17 protein-coding genes and 2 pseudogenes are annotated in these 22,565 nt (G+C 69.9%); 7 read left to right on the forward strand and 12 right to left on the reverse strand.

Annotated features, from left to right (window positions below):
* The first annotated feature begins 18 nt into the window (after nt 1-18).
* Entirely contained in the window at nt 19-1,047 is a 1,029-nt protein-coding gene (locus SSMG_RS47025; RefSeq protein ID WP_009078747.1) for a DMT family transporter, read from the forward strand.
* On the opposite strand, the pseudogene SSMG_RS19595 reads toward SSMG_RS47025, so the two are convergent.
* Nucleotides 995-3,436: pseudogene (locus tag SSMG_RS19595) on the reverse strand (glycoside hydrolase family 15 protein); the annotation flags it as partial. The gene SSMG_RS47025 and the pseudogene SSMG_RS19595 sit on opposite strands and share 53 nt — an antisense overlap.
* A 193-nt stretch (nt 3,437-3,629) precedes the next feature.
* On the opposite strand from SSMG_RS19595, the gene SSMG_RS19600 reads away from it, so the two are divergent.
* Nucleotides 3,630-4,088 (forward strand): single-stranded DNA-binding protein, encoded by a 459-nt coding sequence (locus tag SSMG_RS19600; RefSeq protein ID WP_009078750.1) that lies wholly within the window; start codon nt 3,630-3,632, stop codon nt 4,086-4,088.
* A gap of 707 nt (nt 4,089-4,795) precedes the next feature.
* Here SSMG_RS19600 and SSMG_RS44840 read toward each other — a convergent pair.
* Nucleotides 4,796-4,879: pseudogene (locus SSMG_RS44840) on the reverse strand (thiazole synthase); the annotation flags it as partial.
* Nucleotides 4,880-4,930: 51 nt separating this feature from the next.
* On the opposite strand from SSMG_RS44840, the gene SSMG_RS19605 reads away from it, so the two are divergent.
* Nucleotides 4,931-5,566 (forward strand): hypothetical protein, encoded by a 636-nt coding sequence (locus tag SSMG_RS19605; protein ID WP_009078751.1) that lies wholly within the window; start codon nt 4,931-4,933, stop codon nt 5,564-5,566.
* A 645-nt stretch (nt 5,567-6,211) separates the two neighbouring features.
* Here the strand turns inward: SSMG_RS19605 and SSMG_RS19610 are convergent.
* The 3 genes from SSMG_RS19610 to SSMG_RS19620 all read right to left on the reverse strand — a co-directional run bounded on the left by SSMG_RS19610 (nt 6,212) and on the right by SSMG_RS19620 (nt 8,207).
* Nucleotides 6,212-6,952, reverse strand: a complete 741-nt coding sequence (locus SSMG_RS19610; protein WP_009078753.1) for an SDR family oxidoreductase — start codon at nt 6,950-6,952, stop codon at nt 6,212-6,214.
* A gap of 281 nt (nt 6,953-7,233) precedes the next feature.
* Entirely contained in the window at nt 7,234-7,878 is a 645-nt protein-coding gene (locus tag SSMG_RS19615) for a cation transporter (protein ID WP_050788227.1), read from the reverse strand.
* Entirely contained in the window at nt 7,875-8,207 is a 333-nt protein-coding gene (locus SSMG_RS19620; RefSeq protein WP_037717541.1) for a helix-turn-helix transcriptional regulator, read from the reverse strand. The genes SSMG_RS19615 and SSMG_RS19620 overlap by 4 nt, the downstream gene beginning before the upstream one ends.
* A 44-nt stretch (nt 8,208-8,251) precedes the next feature.
* On the opposite strand from SSMG_RS19620, the gene SSMG_RS19625 reads away from it, so the two are divergent.
* Nucleotides 8,252-9,058: a helix-turn-helix transcriptional regulator gene (locus tag SSMG_RS19625; protein WP_009078757.1), complete on the forward strand. Its 807-nt coding sequence runs from the start codon at nt 8,252-8,254 to the stop codon at nt 9,056-9,058.
* 46 nt (nt 9,059-9,104) lie between these two features.
* On the opposite strand, the gene gcl is transcribed toward SSMG_RS19625, so the two are convergent.
* From gcl to SSMG_RS19660, 7 genes are all read right to left on the reverse strand, one after another.
* A complete protein-coding gene (gene gcl / locus SSMG_RS19630) occupies nt 9,105-10,799 on the reverse strand; it encodes a glyoxylate carboligase (RefSeq protein ID WP_009078759.1) in 1,695 nt (564 codons plus the stop codon).
* A 2-nt stretch (nt 10,800-10,801) separates the two neighbouring features.
* The gene (locus tag SSMG_RS19635; RefSeq protein WP_009078760.1) at nt 10,802-11,692 is read right to left on the reverse strand and encodes a 2-hydroxy-3-oxopropionate reductase; all 891 of its coding nucleotides are present in this window, start codon (nt 11,690-11,692) and stop codon (nt 10,802-10,804) included.
* Nucleotides 11,692-12,516: a hydroxypyruvate isomerase family protein gene (locus SSMG_RS19640; protein ID WP_009078762.1), complete on the reverse strand. Its 825-nt coding sequence runs from the start codon at nt 12,514-12,516 to the stop codon at nt 11,692-11,694. Before SSMG_RS19640 ends, SSMG_RS19635 begins: the two co-directional genes overlap by 1 nt.
* A gap of 452 nt (nt 12,517-12,968) precedes the next feature.
* Nucleotides 12,969-13,916: a sucrase ferredoxin gene (locus SSMG_RS19645; RefSeq protein ID WP_050788228.1), complete on the reverse strand. Its 948-nt coding sequence runs from the start codon at nt 13,914-13,916 to the stop codon at nt 12,969-12,971.
* Nucleotides 13,917-14,204: 288 nt separating this feature from the next.
* On the reverse strand, nt 14,205-15,392 hold the full coding sequence (locus SSMG_RS19650; protein WP_037714237.1) for a cupin domain-containing protein: 1,188 nt from the start codon (nt 15,390-15,392) through the stop codon (nt 14,205-14,207).
* Nucleotides 15,393-15,640: 248 nt separating this feature from the next.
* A complete protein-coding gene (locus tag SSMG_RS19655) occupies nt 15,641-16,018 on the reverse strand; it encodes a hypothetical protein (RefSeq protein WP_009078766.1) in 378 nt (125 codons plus the stop codon).
* A 12-nt stretch (nt 16,019-16,030) separates the two neighbouring features.
* The gene (locus SSMG_RS19660; protein ID WP_234392855.1) at nt 16,031-16,672 is read right to left on the reverse strand and encodes a GntR family transcriptional regulator; all 642 of its coding nucleotides are present in this window, start codon (nt 16,670-16,672) and stop codon (nt 16,031-16,033) included.
* Between the two features lie 84 nt (nt 16,673-16,756).
* Between SSMG_RS19660 and SSMG_RS19665 the strand changes: the two genes are divergently transcribed.
* The 3 genes from SSMG_RS19665 (at nt 16,757) to SSMG_RS19675 (ending at nt 22,559) form a co-directional block, all read left to right on the forward strand.
* Nucleotides 16,757-20,092, forward strand: a complete 3,336-nt coding sequence (locus tag SSMG_RS19665) for a molybdopterin-dependent oxidoreductase (RefSeq protein WP_009078768.1) — start codon at nt 16,757-16,759, stop codon at nt 20,090-20,092.
* 73 nt (nt 20,093-20,165) lie between these two features.
* On the forward strand, nt 20,166-21,509 hold the full coding sequence (gene gdhA / locus SSMG_RS19670; protein WP_009078770.1) for an NADP-specific glutamate dehydrogenase: 1,344 nt from the start codon (nt 20,166-20,168) through the stop codon (nt 21,507-21,509).
* A 177-nt stretch (nt 21,510-21,686) separates the two neighbouring features.
* Complete coding sequence (locus tag SSMG_RS19675; RefSeq protein WP_199785940.1) at nt 21,687-22,559, forward strand: DUF6597 domain-containing transcriptional factor; 873 nt, start codon at nt 21,687-21,689, stop codon at nt 22,557-22,559.
* Nucleotides 22,560-22,565 lie beyond the last annotated feature (6 nt).

Below are 22,565 nucleotides of genomic sequence, written 5' to 3' on the forward strand. Positions count from 1 at the left end.
TCTGTATAGTCCGGTGCCATGGGTAAACAGATCGGTATAGTCGGAGCCGCGGTTCTCTTCGTGGCCTGCTGGTCGTCCGGGTTCATCGGCGCGAAGCTCGGCGCGGCGGACGCGTCCGTGCCGACCGTGCTGATGTGGCGGTTCGTGCCGCTGGCGCTGCTGCTGGCGCCTTTTCTGCGCCCGCGCGGCACACCGCTCCGCGAGTACGGCAGGCACGTGCTGATCGGTTTGCTGTCCCAGTCGGGCTATCTGCTCACCGTTTACTGGGCCATCGGCGAAGGCGTCAGCACCGGCACGACCGCGCTCATCGACGGCGTGCAGCCGCTGGTCGCCGCCGCGGTCGCCGGTCCGCTGCTCGGCGTCGCGGCGACCGGACGGCAATGGGCCGGGCTCGCGCTCGGGCTCGTCGGCGTCGTCCTGGTCAGCTGGTCGGACGCCGCTTCGCACGCCCCGGCCTGGGCATATCTGATTCCGTTCGCCGGCATGCTCGGGCTGGTCGCCTCCACCGTGCTCGAACGCCGGTCCCGCGTCCCCGCTCCCCCGATGCGCGCGCTGGCCATCCACTGCGCCACGTCAGCGGTCGTGTTCATCGCGCTCGCGCTGGCGACCGGCAGCGCGGTGCCGCCGGCGTCCGGGCATTTCTGGTTCGCCATGACCTGGCTGATCGTGCTGGCGACCTTCGGCGGGTACGGGTTGTATTGGCTGCTCGTCGGCCGGATCGGCATGACCGCGGTGAACAGCCTGATGTTCCTGATCGCGCCGGTCACGTCGGTCTGGGGCACGGTGCTGTTTGGCGAGCCGTTCACCGTGCTGACCGGCGTGGGCCTCGGTTTGGCCCTGGTCGCCGCCGTCGTCGCGAACGGCCGGGTCAGCCGCCGTAGCGCTGGCGGACCACCTCCGGAGTCTCCAGGTTCTTCCCCGCGTCCATGTTCTGCGCGAGCCGGAGGTACTGGCCTTCCGCCCACATCAACGGCGCCGCGCTCCCGGTCGGACGGCCCAGCCCGAAGCACGCGACGTCGGCGCGATCCCACACCTGCTCGGGAATGAAGTAGCCGTCGTTCGCCGCGTCCGCCATCGACTTCAGGTACACCGCCGCCGAACGCCCGTTGGCCAGCTCGTACTCGCCGCGCTCGCCCGACAGCACGGGCCAGAGCCGCCCGAACCGCTGCGGCCCGTTCGCCGGCCAGCCGGTGCAGGCCGTGGTGCTCTCGCCGTAGTTGTCGTGCGGGTAGCGGTGGAAGTAGATGTCGCCGTTCGGAGCCGTCACCTGCATCGGCGCGTTGCCGTCACGGGCCGCCGCCGTCGGGGCCACCGACTCGGCGACCTCGGCGTCCGCAGGTCCGCGAACCCCGAGCCGGACGAGGTCGAGGAACCCGAAGTCGACGACGTCGTGCTCGTAGAAGCAGCCCTCGTCGAAGCAGATCTGCCCGGTGTCGTTCGGGTCGGTTCCCTTGTCGATCCGCTCGAAGTAGGTGTGGCCGCCCCAATAGCCGGTGCTCGTCCGCGTCCAGCTGTCGAGCTGCGCGCGCCACGTGTCCGCAGTAGACTCCCACTGCTGCGCCGCCGCCGGGTCGCCGTTCGCCCGCGCGATCGCTCCCGCCGTGACCAGCCCCGCCACCTCCGCCGCGATCGACGACGGCGACCGCCCGTACTGCTCCTCCCACCGCTCCGTCGTCGCGGGCCCGCTCGTGCGGATGTGCTCCGCCGTCACTTTGACCCGCGCGTACGTCGCCGCGTCGGTGAGCCCCGTCATCCAGGCGAGGATGATCGCGTCGGAATCCTGGTCGAGCTGCTCGCAACAGCCGAGCTGCTGCGGCGTGGCCCCCTGGACCCCGCTCACCGGGCTGTACCGGGGAAAGGCCCCCGCCGGATACGTCGTTCCGTCGCCCTGGGTGGGCGCGGAAATCCACTGCGAGGACCACAGGAACCGCGCCATCCGCTTCGCCTGTGCCGCGTCGCCCGCCGCCAGGAGCCCGGTCGCCTGCTGGTACAGATCCCGGCCCCACACGCGGTGGTACCCGTCGTTGAGCACGTCGCCGTTCACGACGTCGCCCCACGGGGTGGCCAGCCCCGCGACACTCGCGCCGCGGTGCGTTTTGTCCTCCGCCGCGTGCAACGCCATCAGCGCGACGTAATACGCCCTGCGCTGCCGCTCGTCGCCCGCCACACTGTTCGGGGCCGCCTTCAGGCTGCCGACATACCCCTCCCAACCGCGTCGATACGCCTGTTCCAGATTGTCGAACCCGCTCGCCAGCGACCCGTCCGCCGCTGCCGCCGCTGCTTGGACGTCGCCCCCGTACCCGAGCGCGACCGAGAACGTCGTGTCCTGCCCGACGGGGAGCTGTCCACATTGGACTACATTGCCAAGATTGGTGGAATCGAATTGATTCGTCAGAGTGCGATGTGCCCGCAAGTCTACCAGGCAATCGCTGGCGGCGCCGGAATATCCGTTGTCGTGCGCGACGAACCCGGCGGAGGCCCGCAATGCCGACGCCACAGTGGTTTTGGCCCCGAACAACTCCTCCGTGCCGCTGGCCGTCAGCCCAGTCCCGTCCCATGCCGCGGTGTCGTTCGCCGCGCCACCGGCCATCGACGGATTCGCCAACAGGTACACCTGATACTGTCCACCGTCGAGCGACTGAAACCGCGTGCGCGTAAGGAGAGTCGGCCTTCCTGCGTCGGTAACGTACGTCGTCGTGAGGCGATAACGCCCGCTCTTGGCGGTATTCGTGACGGTGTATTCGAGCGCCTTCTCGTCCGGCATCGAAACGACATGGTCCGTCGCGTCGCGCTCAAGGTCCACAAAGGACTTCCCGTCGGTGATCACGTACTGCATGTCCTGAATGTTGGCCACGTCCGCGCGCGGATAGAACACCTCCGACACGACCCCTCGCGCGACGGTGAACCACACCGGGCTCGCGGTCCCCGCCGCCGTCCCGAGGGCGGATTTGTCCCCGGTTGTCCAAGATGACGGCCCGCCACAGCAATCTCCCGGCGTGCCTCCGGCCTCGGACCGCACCGTCGCCTTGGGTTCGCTCCCCGCCGCTCCGGGCCTGTTTCCCGCCATTCCGGGTTCCCCCGCCGCACCGGGCTCAGCCCCGACCTCCGCAGGCGCGATCCCCTGCCCCACCACCGAAATCCCCACGACCGCGACCACCGCTGCCGCCCGTCCCCACTTCCCACCGGCCATGCCGCTCATGCTGCCCGCCGCCCCCTCCCCGGAACAACAGCCGAACGGTGGGAACCGCCTCCGGCTCTCTCCGGCACTTCCACCCGTTGGAGTGACCGCGAACCCCCGGAAACTGTCGTACCCGGATGGTCTCCTTGTTCCCGAGCGACGCCCGCCCCGAACCGAGGAGCCTGACATGACCGAACCAACCGCCCGCACCGCCGCTGGCCGGACCGCAACCCTCGCTCCCATCCGGCCCGTGCACATTCCCGCCGAAACCCCGACCTCCTCGACCTGCCGCACCGTCTCGCTCAGACCACGGCAGAGACTCAAGCGACACGACAACAGGACTCAACACCCATAACGCGTAAACCGTCACTACAAGCCAGCCGCTCGATCCGATTCGAGCGGAAGATTCGCCGCCATGGACTTCGGCGGCACAAGACCAGGGAGCCCCCTCATGGCCGGAGAAACCGTCATCACCGTAGTAGGAAACCTGACCTCAGACCCGGAACTGCGCTTCACCCCGTCCGGAGCGGCGGTCGCGAATTTCACCGTCGCTTCCACTCCTCGCACCCTCGACCGCGAATCCGGCGAATGGAAAGACGGCGAGCCCCTGTTCCTCAGGTGCAGCATCTGGCGGCAAGCAGCAGAAAATGTCGCGGAAAGCCTGACTAGGGGCGCAAGGGTTCTAGTCACCGGACGCCTGGTGCAGCGCTCATTCGAGACGAAGGAAGGCGAGAAACGCACCGTCGTCGAACTACAAGTAGACGAAATCGGCCCTTCGCTCCGCTACGCGACCGCCAGAATCACCAAGGTCAACCGAAACAACAGCGAAACGAGCGGCCTGGGCGGCGATGCCTGGGGCACCGCCCCCGTGTCCGCCGGAGTCGGCACGAGCGAGGAGCCGCCATTCTGACACCACCGGCACCCGGGACGCCCCGGGCACCGGCGCCGAGATCTGCCGGACTTGGCGGGTCGGACAAGTCGCCGTTCCCAGGAGACTCGAAGGGCCCCAGGCCGCAGACCGAACGGTAATACCCTCGGCACCGCAGTCGCCCAGGGCAACTCTGCGCGCGCCGAGCGAGGACACAGAAGGTGCAGCACCAACGTCTACCGGGATCGACAGGAGAGAAGCCGCCATTCTGCTCAACGTCGCTATGTGAAGGGCACCCTGCCATGACCGAAGGCTGACACCGGAAACCCCACGCGCCTCGGACGACATCCGCACCCCGAGTGGCAGCCGGGTGTGGGGTTCGCCCAGCTTCGAACCCCACACCTCTCAACCGGTCTCGCAGTCGCCTGATGGCCGGTCCCTGCGCGGACCTCGCCGTCGGTGGCCGTGCTCGACTCCGGCAGCGGCGGCTAGCGCCCACGTCCGCGACAGGCGCAGACGGCGATGCCGCTGCGCGACGACGCGGAGTCACCCGCGTGAGGCGACCCTTGACCGTCCACTTCGGACCGTCCAGGTCAGCCCCACCGGGTGCTCGCCGTCCCGTCGGCGGTGATCTCCGCCGACCGCACGGCACCTTCGAGCTGCGGGGCAGAAGCCACAACCTGGGCAAGCCTCTCCCATGCCGCTTACCCGCCGAAGTGGTCTGGTCCTTTCAGATAAAGGTCCATACCACTCAGCACCGGGTCGTCGTTGGTGTACACGAACACCGTGAATCCGTCCGCCACCAGGCGTTCGGCGCAATCAAGGAGCCCCAACCCGACGATCGGCCCTGACCGGAAAGGAATCCCACTGGTAGCTTCCGAATCATGCCCGCATCTCGCCGGACCAAGGCCGGAATCACAGTCCTCGCCTCGATTTCCGTACTGCTGCTGGCTCCGCTCTCCGCGCCGGCCGCGCAGGGCGCACCCGCCGGGCGCGCCGGGGTCAGCGTGCAGGACGAATGCAGCGCCCCGTCGATCAACCGGCTGCAGAAATGGCTGGCCAGCGGCGAAGGAACGACCGTCCCGGCCACCGGAAGCCTCCTCGTCCCGGAGGGTGACGGCTACGCGGCCAAGATCGTCTTCCAGAACAACGAATGGCACGTAGCCGTAGTCTGGCTGGGCAACCAGTTCGACGCACAGGCCGACCTCAGCCACTCCTCCGGATTCTGGCTGACCTACAGCGCCGACGACGACTTCTACATCCAGCTGCGCCCCGCCTCCCACTGGAGCGGCGGCGACAAGTGGCTCACCCGCATCCCCTCGACCGGCGGCCAGCTGGTCCGCACGTTCTTCCCCTTCGACCCCGACGCCTGGACCTGGCTTCCCGAACTGGGCCAGCCGCAGTACTCGTTCGCGTCCGCACTGACCGAGGCCCGAGGCCTGGTGTTCGTCGGCAAGACCCCCAACAGCCTCGACTTCCGCGAACTCCTCATCGACGGCTACCAGCCGCCCTGCCTCTGACCCCCACCGCCGCAGCACGAACCGGGCCGTCCCAACGAAGCTCCGGACCCCGCCGAGACATGGCCACCAGCCCTCCCGGCCACACGACACAGCCCCCGTACCCCTGATCCATTCCGCACAACAGTCCAGACCATGACGTCCGCGACCTCCCCGCCCTCCGGAAGCTCCACCGCGGACACGACCACCACCGCGGCCGGACCAAGGACAATCCCCCGACCCAGCAACCGGAACGCGCCACGCCCGGTCACTTCCGCACCACAGACCGGACCGTGGCGTCCCCGATCTGCACATCCTTCGACTGCACGAACGCGACTGCACGCGCGACCACCCCCGGATCCAGCGCGAACTCCCTGACCCGCCTCCGGATCCGCTCTCGGTTCAGAGCAGCGGTCCCGGAGCGCGATGCCCCCGATCTCCACCTCCGGCGGCTGCTCAACCGCAAACCCAATCACCACTCCGGCCGAACCCGGCGCGACTCCCCGACCCACCACCGAAACACAGCTGCCCCAGTCAATTCTGCACAGCAGACCGGATCGCGGCGTCCCAAGCTCCACGCCCTCCGGCTGCCCAACCCCGAACACGACCACCACCGCGACCGAACCCGCCGCGAACCTCCGAAGCACCGTCGAAACGCGCCCGTCCCGGTCAATTCTGAACAGCAGGCCGCACAGTGATCTCCCCGATCTCCACCTCCTCCGGCTGCTCCACCGCAAACGCGATCGCCCGCGCCACCGCCTTCGGATCCAGTGCCATTTCCTCCACCCGCCGACGAATCCGCTCCCTCTCCCCCGGATCGTCGATCGAATCCGTCAGTTCCGTCCGGACGAACCCGGGCGACACTGTCGTCGTCCGGAGCACCCCGTCCGTCGACTCCTGCCTCAGCGCTTCCAGGATCGTCCGCACCGCGTTCTTCGTCCCGGCGTAGACCGCCTGTCCGGGCACGATCTTCAACCCGGCCGTCGACAGCGTCGTCACCAAGTGCCCCCGCCCCTGCCGCCGGAACACCGGAAGCGCGGCCGCGATCCCGTGCAGCACACCGCGCACATTGACCTCGATCATGGCCGACCAACCCTCGACATCCGCGTCCGCCACCGGCCCCAGCTTGGCGATCCCGGCATTGCCGACCAGCACGTCGAGTTGGCCGAATTCGTCGAGCGCCCGTTGCACGAGGCGGTCCAGGTCCTCGCGCCGGGTCACGTCGGTCCCGCACGCGATCGCGCGGCCGCCTTCGGCGCGGATTTCCTTCGCCACCGCAGCGAGCCGATCCTCACGGCGCGCGCCAAGGACCACCGCGGCGCCACGGGCGGCGAGCAGCCGGGCGGTCGCCTCGCCGATTCCGCTGCTCGCCCCGGTGATCGCGACGACTTTGCTTGCCAGAACTGACATTCCCACCCCTGCACCTCATTCGGACACGTGTCCGTATAGCTTACCGGACACGTGTCCGCATAGTCCGGAGCAGGAGCGGCATCAACATCGGCTGGAGTGCAGTCAAGGAAGCGTGAGCGCGGACAGAAACCCGGCCCGCACCAGGGCATGCTCCGACCAGAGACCACCATCGGAGAAAGGCCCGCCAAGGTGAGCGACCTAGCCCCCGCACTGCTGCTGATCGGCGTATTCATCGCGCTGGCCATAACCTTGCGCGCCGTCCAGCAACGTCTGGCCCGCGATCAGCAGCAGTGCTCGCCCCGCCAGGCCTCGAGCCCCTCGCGGACCGCGGCCGCCGCGATCACCAGCGCGGCGACCGGATCCGCCCAGTACCAGCCGAACAGTGCGTTCACCAGCAACCCGACCAACAGCACCCCGGAAAGGTAAGTGCAGAGAAGCGTCTGCTTCGAGTCGGCGACCGCGCTCGCCGAGCCGAGTTCCCGCCCGGCCCGGCGTTGCGCGCCCGAAAGCACCGGCATCACGACCAAGGACACCGCGGCGAGCACGATCCCCACCGTCGAATGCGAAGCCTCATTGCCGAACAGCGACCGCACCGAATCGACCGCGACGTAGGCCGCCAGCAGGAAGAACGACACGGCGATCACCCGCAGCGCCGCCCGCTCCCGGCGTTCCGGATCCGCGCCGGCGAACTGCCACGCCACCGCGACCGCCGACAGCACTTCGGCCACCGAGTCCAGCCCGAACGCGATCAGCGCCGACGAGGACGCGACCGTCCCCGCCGAAACCGCGACGATCGCCTCGACCACGTTGTACGTGATCGTCCCGGCGACCAGCCACCGCACTCGCCGCCGCAAGACCGCCCGCCGCGCGACATCCACCCCGGGACGTGCACCGCAACCGGCCGAAGAGCAACCCGGCTCATTCATCGCGCCGCCCGTGCATCGTCGATACACGCCTCCGTCGACGCGACAGCCAGCACCACCTGCGTCAACTCCGCCAGCGCATGCGCGAGATGCGGATCAGCGATCGCGTACCGGACCTGCCGCCCTTCGTAGGTCGCGACCACCAACCCGCACCCCCGCAGGCACGCGAGATGGTTCGAGACGTTCGACCTGCTCAGTTCCAGTTCCGCCGCCAACTGCGCGGGGTACGCGACCCCGTCCAGCAGCGCCACGAGAATCCGGCAGCGCGTCGGGTCCGCCAGCGCGCGGCCGAGCCGGGCGAGCGCCAGTTCGCGAGTCTCAGACTTCAGCACAGCCAAAACAATACAGCGCTAGCTGAATCAAATACACTGATCCGGTGGACAACCTCCTCGGCGACTTCCTCCGCGCCCGGCGAGAGCGGATCTCCCCGGCCGACGTCGGGCTGCCGGACAACGGACGGCGCCGCGTGCGCGGACTGCGCCGCGAGGAACTCGCGCTCCTGGCCGGAATCAGCAGCGACTACTACATCCGGCTGGAACAGGGCCGCGACCAGAACCCGTCGGCACAGGTCCTCGACGCCCTGGCCCGAGCGCTCAGCTTGGACGAGCCTTCCCGCCAGCACCTGCACCAGCTCGCGGCCCCGACCCAACCCAGCCAAGCCGAGCCACGCGTGCCCGCGAGCATCGTCGAACTGATCGCCACCTGGCCGACGAACCCGGCCTACGTCCAGGACCGGCTCACCAACGTCCTCGCCGCAAACCCTGTCGCCACAGCGGTTTCGCCGAACTACGCGGTCGGCCGGAACCTGCTCCGCGCGATCTTCCTCGACCCGGCCGAACGCGAACTCCGCCGAGACTGGAGCACCATGGCGACCGACGGCGTAGCCGGGCTGCGCGCCGCGCTCGGCCCGAGCATCGCCGACCCGGCGGCGGCCGAACTCATCGCCGACCTCACCGCCAGCAGCGCCGAGTTCCGCGACCTTTGGGCCCAGCACGACGTCAAACCGCGCACCGGCCACCTCGTCCGCTTCCGGCACCCCGCGGCCGGAAACCTGGACCTGCACAGCGACAAACTCGACATCCCCGGCCCGGCAACCCTGCAGCTGGTGGTCTTCCACGCGACGCCGGGCACCCGCGACGCCGAGGCCCTCGCTGCCCTGGCAGACCTGATTCCCGCGCACTAGCACCGGAAACCGGGCCGGAGCACTCGACGCCCCGGCCCGGCCCCGGTCAGTCGGCCGCTTCGAACTCGCGCACCGCGTCCAGTGCGGCGCCCATCGCGGCGTTGCCCTCGCGTTCGATCATGATCTCGACCAGCACCGGCCGCCGGGTGCGTTCGGCTTCCTTCCGCGCCCATTCGAGCGACGACCGGATCTCGCCCGGGTCCTCGACGCGGGTGCCCGAGCAGCCGTAGGCCTCCATGATCTTCACGTTGTCCGTGCCGTGGTCGTCGTAGTGGATGTCGACCTGGTAGTTCATCTCGTACGGCAGCTCGGACTGGCGGATCAGGCCCAGGTACTCGTTGTTGAGCATGACGAGCACGAACCCGACGTCGTACTGCGCGGCGACCGCCAGCTCCTCGACGAGGAACTGGAACGAGTAGTCGCCGACCACGCCGACGACCTCCGCGTCCGGACGGGCCTTCTTGACGCCGATCGCGGCCGGGATCTCCCAGCCGAGCGGGCCGGCCTGGCCGCACACCTGGTAGTGCCGCGGCAGGTGCGCGCGCTGGAACTGGCCGGACCAGATCTGGTACAGCCCGATCGCCGTCACGAAATACGTCTCCGGCCCGTAGAACTCGTTGAGTTCCTTGAACACCCGCGGCGCCTTGATCGGCGTGCAGTCGAAGTCCTCCTTGCGCGGCAGCTCCGCCTTGAGGTCGCCGAGTCGCTTGACCCACGCGCGGTCCCGCGCCGGAGGGGTCCGCGCGTCGAGCGCCGCCAGCAGCGCTTCCAGGAACTCCCGCGTGTGCGAGACGACGCCCAGGTCCGGCCCGAACACCTTGCCCAGCTGGGTGGGCTCGATGTCGACGTGGATGAACTTCCGGTCGCCGCGGTACACCGACAGCTCGCCGGTGTGCCGGTCGCCGAACCGCGCGCCCAGCGCCAGGACCAGGTCGGACTCCAGGAACGCGGCGTTGGCCCAGCGCTGCGACGTCTGGATGCCCGCCATGCCCGCGAACAGCTCGTGGTCCTCGGGGAAACTGCCCTTGCCCATCAGCGTGACACCGACCGGCACGCCGAGCCGTTCCGCGAGCCGCCGCAACGGGTCGCTCGCCTCGCCGAGCACGACGCCGCCGCCCGCCAGGATCAGCGGACGTTCGGCGGCGAGCAGCATGTCCAGCGCCCGTTCGACCCGCGCCGGCGACGGTTTGACCGTGCTGACCGGCAGCGCCGAATCGATCGACGAATCCCATTCGATCATCTGCTTCTGCACGTCGATCGGGAGGTCGATGAGGACCGGGCCGGGCCGTCCGGACCGGGCGATCCGGAACGCCTCGCGGAAGATCCACGGCAGCTGCGCGGCCTCCTTCACCTGGACCGCCCACTTCGTGACCGGCCGCGCGATCTCCACGATGTCGACCGCCTGGAACGCTTCCTGGTGCAGTTTCGTCGTCGCGGCCTGCCCGGTGATGCACAGGATCGGGACGGAATCCGCGTGCGCGGTGTAGAGGCCGGTGATCATGTTGGTGCCGGCCGGACCGGACGTGCCGATCGCGACGCCGACGTTGCCGGTGGTGCGCGCCCAGCCGTCGGCCATGTGCGTCGCGCCCTCTTCGTGGCGGACCACCAGATGGTCGATGCCGCGGCCTTGCATCGCGTCGTACAGCGGCAGGATCGCCGCTCCTGGACAGCCGAAGGCGACGTCGATGCCTTCGTCGACCAGCACGTCGACGACTGCCTGCATAGCGGGGACCCGGGCCATGGTCAAACCTCCTCGGACGAGCGGCCGGACAGTTCTTCGACGACCTTCAGCAGCGCGGAATGGTCCAGCGAGCCGTAGCCCATCGCCCGCCCGGCCGCGACCAGCTGCGCGACCAGGCCGGTCAGCGGAAGCGCCACGTCGGACTGCCGGGCCGCGGCGAGCGCGATGCCCATGTCCTTGTGGTGCAGGTCGATCCGGAAGCCCGGTTCGAACTGCCGCGCGACCATCGACTTCCGCTTCAGTTCCAGGATCCGGCTGCCGGCGAGCCCGCCGGCCAGCACGTCGAGGCCGGTGCCCGCGTCCACTCCGGACGCTTCGAGCAGCACGATCGCCTCGGCGACCAGCCCGTAGATCCCGCCGACCACCAGCTGGTTGGCCGCCTTGACGACCTGTCCCGCACCGTGCGGCCCGACGTGCACGACGGTCTTGCCGAGCGTGTCGAAAACCGGCTTGGCCGCGGCGAAATCGGCCTCGTCGCCACCGACCATAATGGACAGTGCGGCCTGCTCGGCTCCCGCCTGACCGCCGGACACCGGCGCGTCCAGCACGCGGATCCCCTTGGCCGCACCGGCTTTCGCGACCTCGATCGACGTCTCCGGCCGGATGGTGCTCATGTCCGCCAGCAGCGTGCCGGGCGCGATCGTGTCCAGGACGCCGCCCGGGGCGAGCACGACCTGCTCGACCTGCGGGTGGTTCGGCAGCATGGTGATCACGACCTCGGCCCCGGACACCGCGTCGGCGACGTCCTTCGCCGCGCGGCCGCCCGCCGCTTCCAGTTTGGCCAGCGCGTCGGCGTTGAGGTCGAACCCGCTCACCTCGTGTCCGGCGGCGGCCAGGTGCGCGGCCATCGGCGTGCCCATCACGCCCAGTCCGATGAACCCGATCCTGCTCATCAGTTTCCCCTTCGCTCGTACGGCAGCCAGGCCAGCGAGTCCACAGTGGAACCGTCCGGTTTGTACTCGACGCCCACCGGTCCGGCGTAGCCCGCCGCCTGCAGCTTTTCCAGATATCCTTCGAGATCGAGCTCCCCCGTGCCCGGCTGGTGCCGGCCCGGCGCGTCGGCGATCTGCACGTGCCCGGTGCGCGGGGTGCAGCGGGCGATCACGGTGTCGAGGTCGTCGCCGTTGACCGCCAGGTGATAGAGGTCCGCGAGCAGCCGGACGTTGTCCAGGCCCAGCTCGTCGAGCACCGCGACCGCGTCGGCCGCGGTCTTCAGCGGGTACGCCGGGGTGCCGGACAGCGGTTCGAGCACCAGCTGCGCGCCGATGCCCTCGGCCGCCTTCGCCGCGGTCGCGAGGTGCGTGCGGGCCAGATCGTCCTGTTCGGACGGTGCGACCCCGTCGATCCGGTTGCCGTACAGCGCGTTGAAGCTGCGGCAGCCGAGCCGTTCGGCGAGCCCGAGCGCGACCGTCAGGCTCGTCGCGAACTCCGCCTCGCGGCCGACCCACGACACGAGCCCGCGCTCGCCCGCGGCCATGTCGCCGGCGTAGAAGTTCAGCCCGGTCAGCTGGACGCCCGCCTCCTCGATCGACCGCGCGAACCGGTCGACGTCGGCGCCCGACGGGTCGGCGCTGTCGAACGGCCACCAGTACTCCACCTTGGTGAAGCCCGCTGCCCGAGCGGCCTGCGCGCGCTCGAGCAGCGGGAGCTCGGTGAACAGGATCGACAGGTTGGCGGTGTAGGGCAGCGAGTGCCGCTCCCCGGCGGGACCGGTCATGAGTACCTCGGCTCCTCACATCTCGATCAGCTAATTTCGCTTTGTGGAAGTTTTCTTCCATAGTTCGAGAATAGCTGGACGCGGAGACTCCGGTCAACGGGAAGCGGGCAGGTTTCCGCGCGGCGTGGCGTCGTGGCGGTGTCCGTTCGGCTCGGGCGCGGCGGAGTGCGCGGGCCCCCCTCGGACACCACTCACGTGCGCTTCGGGGAGGTCGTCTGACTTAGACCGTCCACAATGGTCACTATTGCTCCACAGTGGACCGCCGGAGATTTTTCTTCTCAGCCAACCGGAATCGCGAGAGCCTCGACTCCGGCGAGCTCCGCGAGTTCGACGACCGCGCCTTGGGAGTCGTGAGTGCGATTAACGCCTCGGCCCAACCGGGGAGCACGAAATGCCAGGGACCTCCGTGCCTGGCGATGGACCACGCCGGGACAGCCGGTGAGCCGCCGAGGTCAGACCTCGCGCACCGACTCCGCCACGAACCCGGACAGCACCAGTCGCGCGGTGCAGCGGTTGTGCCCGGAGGCCGTCGTCACCGTCCGGCGGACCACGACCTCGTACCGCCGCCCGCCCGCGGAGACCAGCACGGTCCGGGAATCCCCCTGCGATTCCTCCGCCACGGCGAGGACCGCGTCGAGGCCGCGCAGGCCGGTGCGTCCGCGGATCTCGATCTCGGCGAACTGCGACCACGCGCTCTCCGCCGAGGTACGGCCGCGCAGGTTCTCCAGCCGGACGTTGCCGCTGAGTGCTTCCTTGGCCGCCAGTTCCGCGTCGGGGACCGCGAGGCTGCCGTGGAGGTAGCCGTTGGGGACGGTCAGGAGGTTGCCCGCCCAGCGGTCCCCGCCGACGTGGCTGACTTCCCACACCCGGCCGGGATGGTTCTGCGCCAGGCTCGTCGCCAGCGGGCGGCCGAAAACCGCGCAGCACATGTCCTTGCTGCCATGAGTGCACACGAGAAAGAGCGGACCGGACACCGGTTCGCCGTGCCCGCGACGTCCGGCGGCGACCGCTTCCAGATCCAGATGAGCGAGGTCGGCCAGGTCAGCGAGGTCGAGGCGCTCCATCCAGCGGTCGCCGGGATGTCCGCTGGCGACGTAAACCGCACGCGGAGCACCAGGCGCCCGCACGTGCCGGCCCGGCTTCCGGATCAGCAGCGGACGCAGTCCCGAGGCGCGCGCGGCATCGAGACGTTCAGGGGCGAACACCGCGCCCAGTACGTCTTCGAGCGCGTCCGGGCCCCACGAACCCGGCTGCTCGACCAGCAACCAGGACGTCATGCGCGCGGCAGTCCCAGCGGGCTCGCCCCCAAGCTCCCGAGTGAGCGCCGCGCATCCGGGCGCGGCATTCCGGCCCGGGAAGCAGATCCCCGGGCCCGAGTGCGGCACGTCGGGCTTAGGCATGCCTAAGTATAGCTGACGGCGCGCGACCCTCTTTCGAGGCGACCGTCACTGTCGCGCGACGTCACTCGATCGGGCAATGTTCACCGGGGATCGAGGACGGTAGCGCCGCTGCTCAAGCGCGGGACACGGCCTCGATCGACCGGCTCTCCCGCACCCGCTCGCCCCCACGGCACGGGTCAAACCCAGCAACATCCCTACCTGCCAGGCCGCTCCCGCAGCCGTTCGCGCCCACGGATCAGGCTTGAGCCACCGCTCCACTTGACCGGCCCCGCTGCGAGCCTCCACGGGTCAAGCCCGAGCCACCAACCCCTGCACCACCAGCTCCCGCAGCAACGCCCGCACCGTCTCCGGCGGCACCCCGGGCGCCGCATCGACCAGTACCTTGAACGGTTGCGCAGCGCACCCCAGCAACGCGGCGAGCACCGGGCGCGCGGCCTCCGCGAAGACCAGCCGCTTCCCCGCTCCGACCAGTGCCACCGTGCCCTCGTCGTCGACCAATGCCGCGCGCGGGACCAGCAACCGGACCTCGAAGTCGTCGTCCGGCGGCAGCAGGTCCGCTGTCGCCGCCCACGGCAGGCCGATGCGGGTCTGGGCCGGGGCTTGGGCGTCGCGGTCGGCGAGGAAGCGGTCGACGACATCGCCCGAAATCGCTTCGGCGAGCCGGCGGCGGAGTGCTTCGGCCCGCTCGGCTCGCGCCTCCGGACCGGCGAACCGGGGCAGGTCGGCGCGGAACAACTCGTCGGACCGCAGCTGGTCGGCCAGCCACGCTACGAGGTCCACGCCGGTCGCGGCGTTGAAGCCGATCGTCAGGTGCAGCGACTCCTCGCCGACAGCGGACACGTCGTGCCAGTGCCCGCGCGGCAGATAAAGAACGTCGCCGTCCTCCAGCAGGAAGTCGTCGCGCGGTTCGCCTTCCGGACGTTCCGGGAGTTCGACGTCCCGCTGCAGCGGCGAGGGCCGGGTGACGCCGTGCAGCCGCCACCGCTTCCGGCCGGAGAGCTGGATGACGAACGCGTCGTGGTCGTCCCAGTGGACGTCGAAGCCGTGCGTGGTGCCCCAGCCCGCGTACAGGTTGACCTGGATCCGCTCGCGCAGGTCGTGTTCGAGCTTGGTCGCCAGTTCCCCGACCTCGCCGACCAGTTCGTTGACCGAGTCGAGCACGAGGGTCGCGCCGGCGCGCAGGTGTTCGGCGAACGGGGCCGGCAGCACGCGCGGGACCAGGCCGTTGCGCCGGGTCGACACCATTTCCGTGTAGGTGTGGGCGGGGACGACGTCGCCGTCGAGCGCGAGCCGCAGCCGGGGGAACTCCAGGCGGTGCTGGCGCAGCACCCGGTCCAGTTCCGGCCACGGCAGCAGGGACGCGAACCGCCCCTTCTCCCCGGGGAAGCGGCGCGGGGCCTTGCCGAGGACGTCCGCGAAGAACTGGCCGGCCTCGAGCGGTGCCACGAGGCCGGCCAGTCCGGGAATCTCAGTCATGGAGCGGGACAACGGCTAGTCGTTGCCGTCGTTGTCGGCCACGGCGCCGTTGGCCTTGCCGCGGTCCACGGCGGCGGTCAGCGGTTCCACGCTCAGCAGCAGCCCGCTGGCGGCCGTGTCGGTGTCGGTTGTCATGCGTTCTTGAGCCATCCGGACCTCGCAACGTCGACGACTGGGCCCGGCCCACGCTACGGGCAGACCGCCCGGGCGGGCATCGGTCATTTGAGTAGTCTTCGCCGGGCCGGTGATCACCGAGGGGTCACAGATTCTCCCGGTAGTCCTCGTCCAGTCCGGCGCGCAGCAGCCGCTCGTCCACCCCGGTCCGCGGCGGTGCCCGCGGTCTGGTTCAGCTTGAGGTGGGCGGTCCAGATCTCCGACGGCCGCGGCAGGTCACCAGCGTCGACGTGCCGAGCGGGGTCCCGCAATCCGGCGTCGCGCAGCCCGGCGTTCGGGGCGAGCCGGACGGTTTCGATTTCCACTTTCAGCACCGCTTTCGGGATGCGGTTGCGTTCGGTCATCGACACGCGCAGTCCGGATTCCGTGCTGACGACCGCCGTTCCGGTGAACTCCAAAGTGCGAAGGTCTCCGGGAGCGAGACGGCCCGGGTTCGCCGGACTGTCCTGCACGAGGTCACCGCTTCAGCCGGACGCCCAATCCGCCCGGATGTGCTTCAAATGCGCCCTGACCTGGCCCTCCAGCCGGGTCCAATCCCGAGCCGCGATCGTCGCCAGCATCTCCCGGTGTTCCCGCGCCGACTCCGTCAACCGCCCGTGTTCGGCGAGCTTTTCCAAGCCGTACAACCGAGTCTGGTCGCGCAGCGTGGCGATGGCGCCGGTCAGCCGCCCGTTCCCGGCGAGCGACAGCAGGTCCAGATGGAACCGCCGGTCGGCCTCCAGGAAACGCGCGACCTCGCCCGCCTCGGCCGCGGACTCGATCTCGGCGGCCAGGCCGTCCAGCCGGGCGAGGTCGGCGGGACCGGCGGCGGCGCCGGCGGACAGCGTCGCCGGGACCTCCAGCAGCAGCCGCATCTCGTAGATCTCGTCCAGGTCCCGTTCGGTCATCGCGACGACCCGGTACCCGCGGTTGCGGACCGGTTCCAGCAGACCCTGGTTGACCAGCGTCAGGAGCGCCTCGCGCACCGGGCTGCTCGACACGCCCAGGCGCGTCGCGAGCGCGGCGGCCGAATAGATGTCGCCGGGCCGCAGGTCGCCGGACACCATCGCCTGCCGCACTATTTCGAGCACTTGTTCGCGCAGGTTCGTGCGCTGCAGCTGCGGCACGCGACGCTCCTTCGCCTTGACTCCGCCCGCTCCCGTGCCGCATCGTACCTTAGTAACCGGTAGCCGGTTACTAAGGAGTAACTGATGCCTGAGGTCCGGGGTTACTGCACGCTGTGCCGGTCGCGCTGCGGCGCGGTCTACACGGTCGAGAACGGCGCGCTGCGCGGCGTCCGGCCGGATCCGGCGCATCCGACCGGTGCCGCGCTGTGCCCGAAAGGCCGGGCCGCGCCCGAATTGGTGCACTCCCCCGAACGACTGCGCGTGCCGCTGCGGCGCACGACGCCCAAGTCCGATCCGGATCCGCGCTGGCGCGAGATCAGCTGGGACGAAGCGCTGTCCGAAACCGCCGAGCGGCTCGGCGGCATCCGGGCGGCCAGCGGGGCCGAGGCGGTCGCGTTCTCGGTCACCTCCCCCAGCGGCACGCCGATGTCGGATTCGATCGATTGGGTCGAGCGGTTCATCCGGCTTTTCGGCAGCCCCAATACCTTGTACGCGACCGAAATCTGCAATTGGCACAAGGATTTCGCGCACGCGTTCACGTTCGGTTCGGGATTGCCCGCCCCGGATTACGCGGGCACGGAATTCGCGGTGTTGTGGGGGCACAATCCGGCCAAGGCGTGGCTCGCGCAGTCCGCCGCGCTGGCCGGGGCACGGCCGCCGAAGCTGGCGGTCATCGATCCGCGGCGGACGGCCAGCGCAGTGCAGGCTGAGCACTGGCTGCGGGTCCGGCCAGGCACGGACGGTGCGCTCGCGCTCGGCGTCGCGCGGACGTTGCTCGAGCGGCGCGGGCACGACGAGGCGTTCGTGCGGTCGTGGACGAATGCTCCGTTGCTGGTCCGGGCGGACACCGGCCGATTTCTTCGGGCGGCGGAAATCGATCCCGCCGCGGCCGGGTTCGCGGTGTGGGACGAAGTCGCTGGCCGAGCTGAGCCTTACGACACGAAATATCCCGCGAGCAGGCCGGAAAGGTTTGCTCTGCGAGGAAAGCACCGGGCGCGCACGCTTTCCGGTTCGGTTGACTGTGTTCCCGCGTTCGAATTCTACGCGGAGGCTTGTGCTGCGTGGCCGCTCGATCGGACCGAAGCGGTGACGACCGTAGAGGCTGCCGCGATCGAAGCATTCGCGGCCGATCTTGCCGAAGCGAAGTCCGTGACGTACGCGGCTTGGTCGGGCGTCGGTCAGCACGCGAACGCGACGCAGACCGAGCGTGCGATCGCCACGCTCTACGCGCTCACCGGCAGCTACGACGCCCCCGGCGGAAACGTCGTCCTGCCGAAGCTTCCGGTCGCTCCGGTGACGTCGCCGGATCAGCTCGCGCCGAAGCAGCGCGCGAAAGCTCTTGGCCTGCAGGAGTTTCCCCTCGGACCGCCCGCGCAAGGCTGGGTGACCGCGCGCAACTTCTGTCGCGCGGTTCTCGACGAAAAGCCTTATCCGGTCCGAGCGCTGGTGTCCTTCGGCGGAAATCTTCTTCTGTCCCAGCCGGATCCTCGACGCACCGCGGACGCGTTGCGGCGGTTGGAATTCTCGGTGCATCTTGATTTGTTCGAGAACCCGACTGCGCAATTCGCCGATCTGCTGTTGCCTGTTCAGACGCCGTGGGAGCACGAGGCGGTCAAGGCCGGTTTCGAAATCAGCCAGGCGGCGCAGGAGCGCGTGCAGCTTCGGCCGCGGATGACCGAACCGATCGGCGAGTCGCGTTCGGACACTGAGGTCGTGTTCGAGCTGGCCACGCGGCTCGGGCTCGATGCGGAGTTCTTCGACGGCCGCATCGAGGACGGCTGGGATCACCAACTGGCCCCGCTCGGCCTCACTGCCGCGCAGCTGCGGGAGCGGCCTGGCGGCGTCGATCTGCCGTTGCCGACTGAGTATCGCAAGTACGCCAACCGGGCGGAAAATGGTGCGGTGACTGGGTTTGCGACGCCGACTCGACGCGTCGAACTGTACTCGGAGCGGCTTGCCGAGCATGGCCAGCCCGCGGTTCCGGACGCTGAGCCGCCAACCCCGGACGCCCGGCATCCGCTGGTGCTGACCTGCGCGAAGAACGGGTACTTCTGCCACAGCCAGCATCGCGGGATCGCGTCGCTGCGGAAGCGTTTTCCCGAACCGGCCGTCGAACTGAGCGCGGAACTCGCCGCACAGCGAGGGATCGTCGACGGACAGTGGGTCCGCCTCACGACCGCCTCCGCGTCCGTCCGGATGCGGGCGCGGATCGACCCCGCGCTGCACCGCGACGTGGTCGTGGCGGAGTACGGCTGGTGGCAACCGGCGCCCGACCTCGCGCTGCCCGGTTCGAATCCGCTCGAGGACGGTGGGACCAACTACAACCTCCTCGTCGGCGACGACGCCCATGATCCGGTGAGCGGGTCCGTGCCGTTGCGGTCGACGTTCTGCGACGTCCGGCCGGACGAGCCGGAGCCGTGGACCGGGCAGCGGGAGTTCGTGGTCGAGCGGGCGGAGTTCGAGACCGAGGACATCCGGTCGGTGCGCCTCAAGCCGGTGGACGACTGGTCGGTGCCGGAGTTTCGCGCCGGGCAGCACATCACCGTCGCCTGGCCGGACGCGCCGGGGCTGACCCGCAGTTATTCGCTCACCGGGCCGGCGAATGTGTCGGACGACGGGTACTCGATCGCGGTGCGCCGGGTGCCGGGCGGGCAGTTCTCGCCGGGCGTGCACGACCGGCTCCAGCCGGGGACCCGGTTGCTGGTGACGGCTCCGTCGGGCGGCTTCGCGCTGCCGACTGTCCATTCGCGACCGATCGTGCTGGTCGCCGCCGGGATCGGGATCACGCCGTTCCTCAGCTATCTGGAGTCACTCGACGCCGCGTCCGCGCCGGAGATCGTGCTGCACCACGGCAGCCGGGACCGTTCGAGGCACGCGTTCCGGGAGCGCATCGCCGAGCTGGCGGCTCGGCTGCCCAGTGTACGGATAATGGACCACTACAGCCGTCCTGGTCCGGACGACCGGTGCGACTTCATCGGACGCATGACCGCCGACCGCATCGACTCCGAGCTGATCCGGCGGCGGGCTCGGTTCTACCTGTGCGGTCCCGAAAGCATGCTGGACGAACTGACCGCCGGGCTCGTCGAGCGGGGCGTGCCGCGCTTCGACATCTTCACCGAGAAGTTCCACGCCGCGCCCGCCCCGATCCGGATCCCGGACGACGCCACGGCCCAGGTGCGGTTCGCCCGGTCCGGCCGAGCGCTCACGTGGCGGGCGGGCGACGGGGACCTGCTGCGGTTCGCCGAGGCTTCCGGCATCGCGCTGCCCAGCGGATGCCGGCTCGGGCAGTGCGAAAGCTGCGCGGTGCCGGTACTGGAGGGAACCGTCGCGCACCTGGTCGCGATCGCCGACGATCTGCCCGCTGACCAGTGCCTTTCCTGCCAGGCGGTGCCCACTGCCGATGTAGTGCTCGATGCGTGAGTCTGGTCACCCCTAACTTCGCAAACCCCGTCAGGGGGTGCGAAATCCGGCACCTGGACGGCATCATCGGCGGATGCCACTCGACGGGACATCGCGCGCAGTGTACGAGGACATCGTCCGGAAGAACCCGGCCGAGCCGGAGTTCCACCAGGCCGTGTTCGAGGTGCTGGAAGCGATCCGGCCCGCGCTGCGGCGGGACCCGGGTCTGCGGGACGCGGCGATGCTGGAGCGGCTGTGCGAGCCGGAGCGGCAGGTGATGTTCCGGGTCGTCTGGACCGACGACGCGGGCGAGGTGCACGTCAACCGCGGTTTCCGGGTCGGGTTCAGCTCGGCGCTCGGGCCGTACAAGGGCGGGCTGCGGTTCCGCGGCGACGTCACGCTCGGCACGGTCAAGTTCCTCGCCTTCGAGCAGATCTTCAAGAACGCGCTCACCGGGCTCGGCATCGGCGCCGGCAAGGGCGGGTCCGACTTCGACCCGGCCGGCCGCAGCGACGGCGAGATCATGCGGTTCTGCCAGGCGTTCATGACCGAACTGGTCCGGCACATCGGGCCGGAGACCGACGTCCCGGCGGGCGACATCGGGGTCGGCGGGCGCGAGATCGGGTATCTGTTCGGCCAGTACAAACGGCTCACCAACCGCTACGACGCGGGCACGATCACCGGCAAGAACCCGCTGCTGGGCGGCATTCCGGCGCGTCCGGAGGCCACCGGGTACGGGACGGTGTACTTCCTCGAGGCGATGCTCGGCGCGCGCGACGACTCGTTCTCCGGCCGCACCGCGGTGGTCTCCGGCTCGGGCAACGTCGCCTACCACGCGATCGCGAAGCTGCGGGAACTCGGCGCGAAGCCGGTCGTGTGCTCGGATTCCGGCGGGTACGTGCACGATCCGCGCGGGATCGACCTGGAGTTGCTGCACGAGTTGAAGGTCGCGCGGCGCGGGCGGCTTTCCGAGTACGTCGACCATGTGCCAACGGCCAAGTACGTCACCGACGGCTCGCCGTGGGACGTGCCGTGCGACCTCGCGCTCCCGTGCGCGACGCAGAACGAGCTGGACGAGCAGTCGGCGTTGCGGCTGGTGAAGAACAACGTGCGGGCGGTCGCCGAGGGCGCGAACATGCCGTGCACACCGGGGTCGCTGCAGATCTTCCGCGAGGCCGGGGTCGCGGTCGGACCGGGCAAGGCCGCGAACGCGGGCGGGGTCGCGGTGTCCGCGCTGGAGATGCAGCAGAACGCGGCGCGAGAGCGTTGGACGTTCGAGCGCACGGACCGGACGCTGCGCGACATCATGACCGACATCCACCGGACGTGCCTCGAAACGGCCGACGAGCACGGGGTGGCCGGGGATTACGTGAGCGGGGCGAACATCGCGGGGTTCCGGAAGGTGGTCGCCGCGATGGATGTGTGCGGGTACATCTGAGCCGGTTCGGCGAGCCGATGCGCGGTGAGCGGGGTTCCAGACAGCGAGAATCCTCGGCACGAAGCTCGCGGGCTACCGGAGAAGGTCACTCGGTCCGGGGCCTTGCGGCCTGGCACAGGCGGCCGAGGGCCACTGCGGTGAAATCCCCCGCACCTGGACCGCGAAAGCCTCAGCGTGGTGCTTGACGTGCGGGCGGCGGACCGCTTCGGTACGGGGATGACCGCGTATGTGGAGCGTCCGCCGGCGCCGGGGCTGGCGGGAGTCGTGCGCACGGTGTGGATCCAGCGCACCGGCGACGCGCCGTACGTGCAGCGGCATCTGCCGACCGGCGGGGTCGAGATCCATTTCCCGGTCGGCGGGCGTCCGCGCCTGCTCGGGCCGTTGACCGGGCCGCGGATCGAGGTCATTCCGGCGCATACGACGGTCGTCGGGGTGCGGTTCCGGCCGGGGGCCGCGCCTCCCCTGCCCGCCGGGCTCGACGAGTTGGCGGATCAGCATGTCGGGCTGAGCGAACTGTGGGGACGGACCGTCGAGCGGCTCGTGGAGGACGTGGCGCTCGCCGCGACGCCCGAGCTGGGGCTGGCCGCGGTGCAGGCGCACCTCGTGCGGGAGTTTCGCCTCACCGGCGGGGTGGACCCGTTGGTCGGCGAGGCGGTGCAGGTGCTGATGCCGTGGGACCCGGTCGGCGTGGACGCGGTCGCGGCGCATCTCGCGCTCTCGGCCAGCCAGCTGCGGCGGCGATGCTTGCAGGCGGTGGGGATGAGTCCGAAGGTGCTGCAGCGGACGTTGCGCTTTCAGGGGTTTCTCGCGCTCGCTCAGTCCGGGGCGAGCGCGACCGGGCGGCGGGGCGCGGACGGGACGGCTGGCCTGGCCGTCGACGCCGGTTATGCCGACCAGGCCCACCTGAGCCGGGAATGTCTTCGGCTGACCGGGGTCACGCCCAGGCAGCTGCTCGGGGGCGACCTCGACCGGTGCGCGTGCGGGCATGATCATTCGGCTTCGTACGCGCCGTTCCTCGCTACCCGGAGGCGGTCGCCGATCCGGAGTTGAGCGCGG

The organism is Streptomyces sp. AA4, from assembly GCF_000158875.1.
Classification (GTDB): domain Bacteria; phylum Actinomycetota; class Actinomycetes; order Mycobacteriales; family Pseudonocardiaceae; genus Amycolatopsis.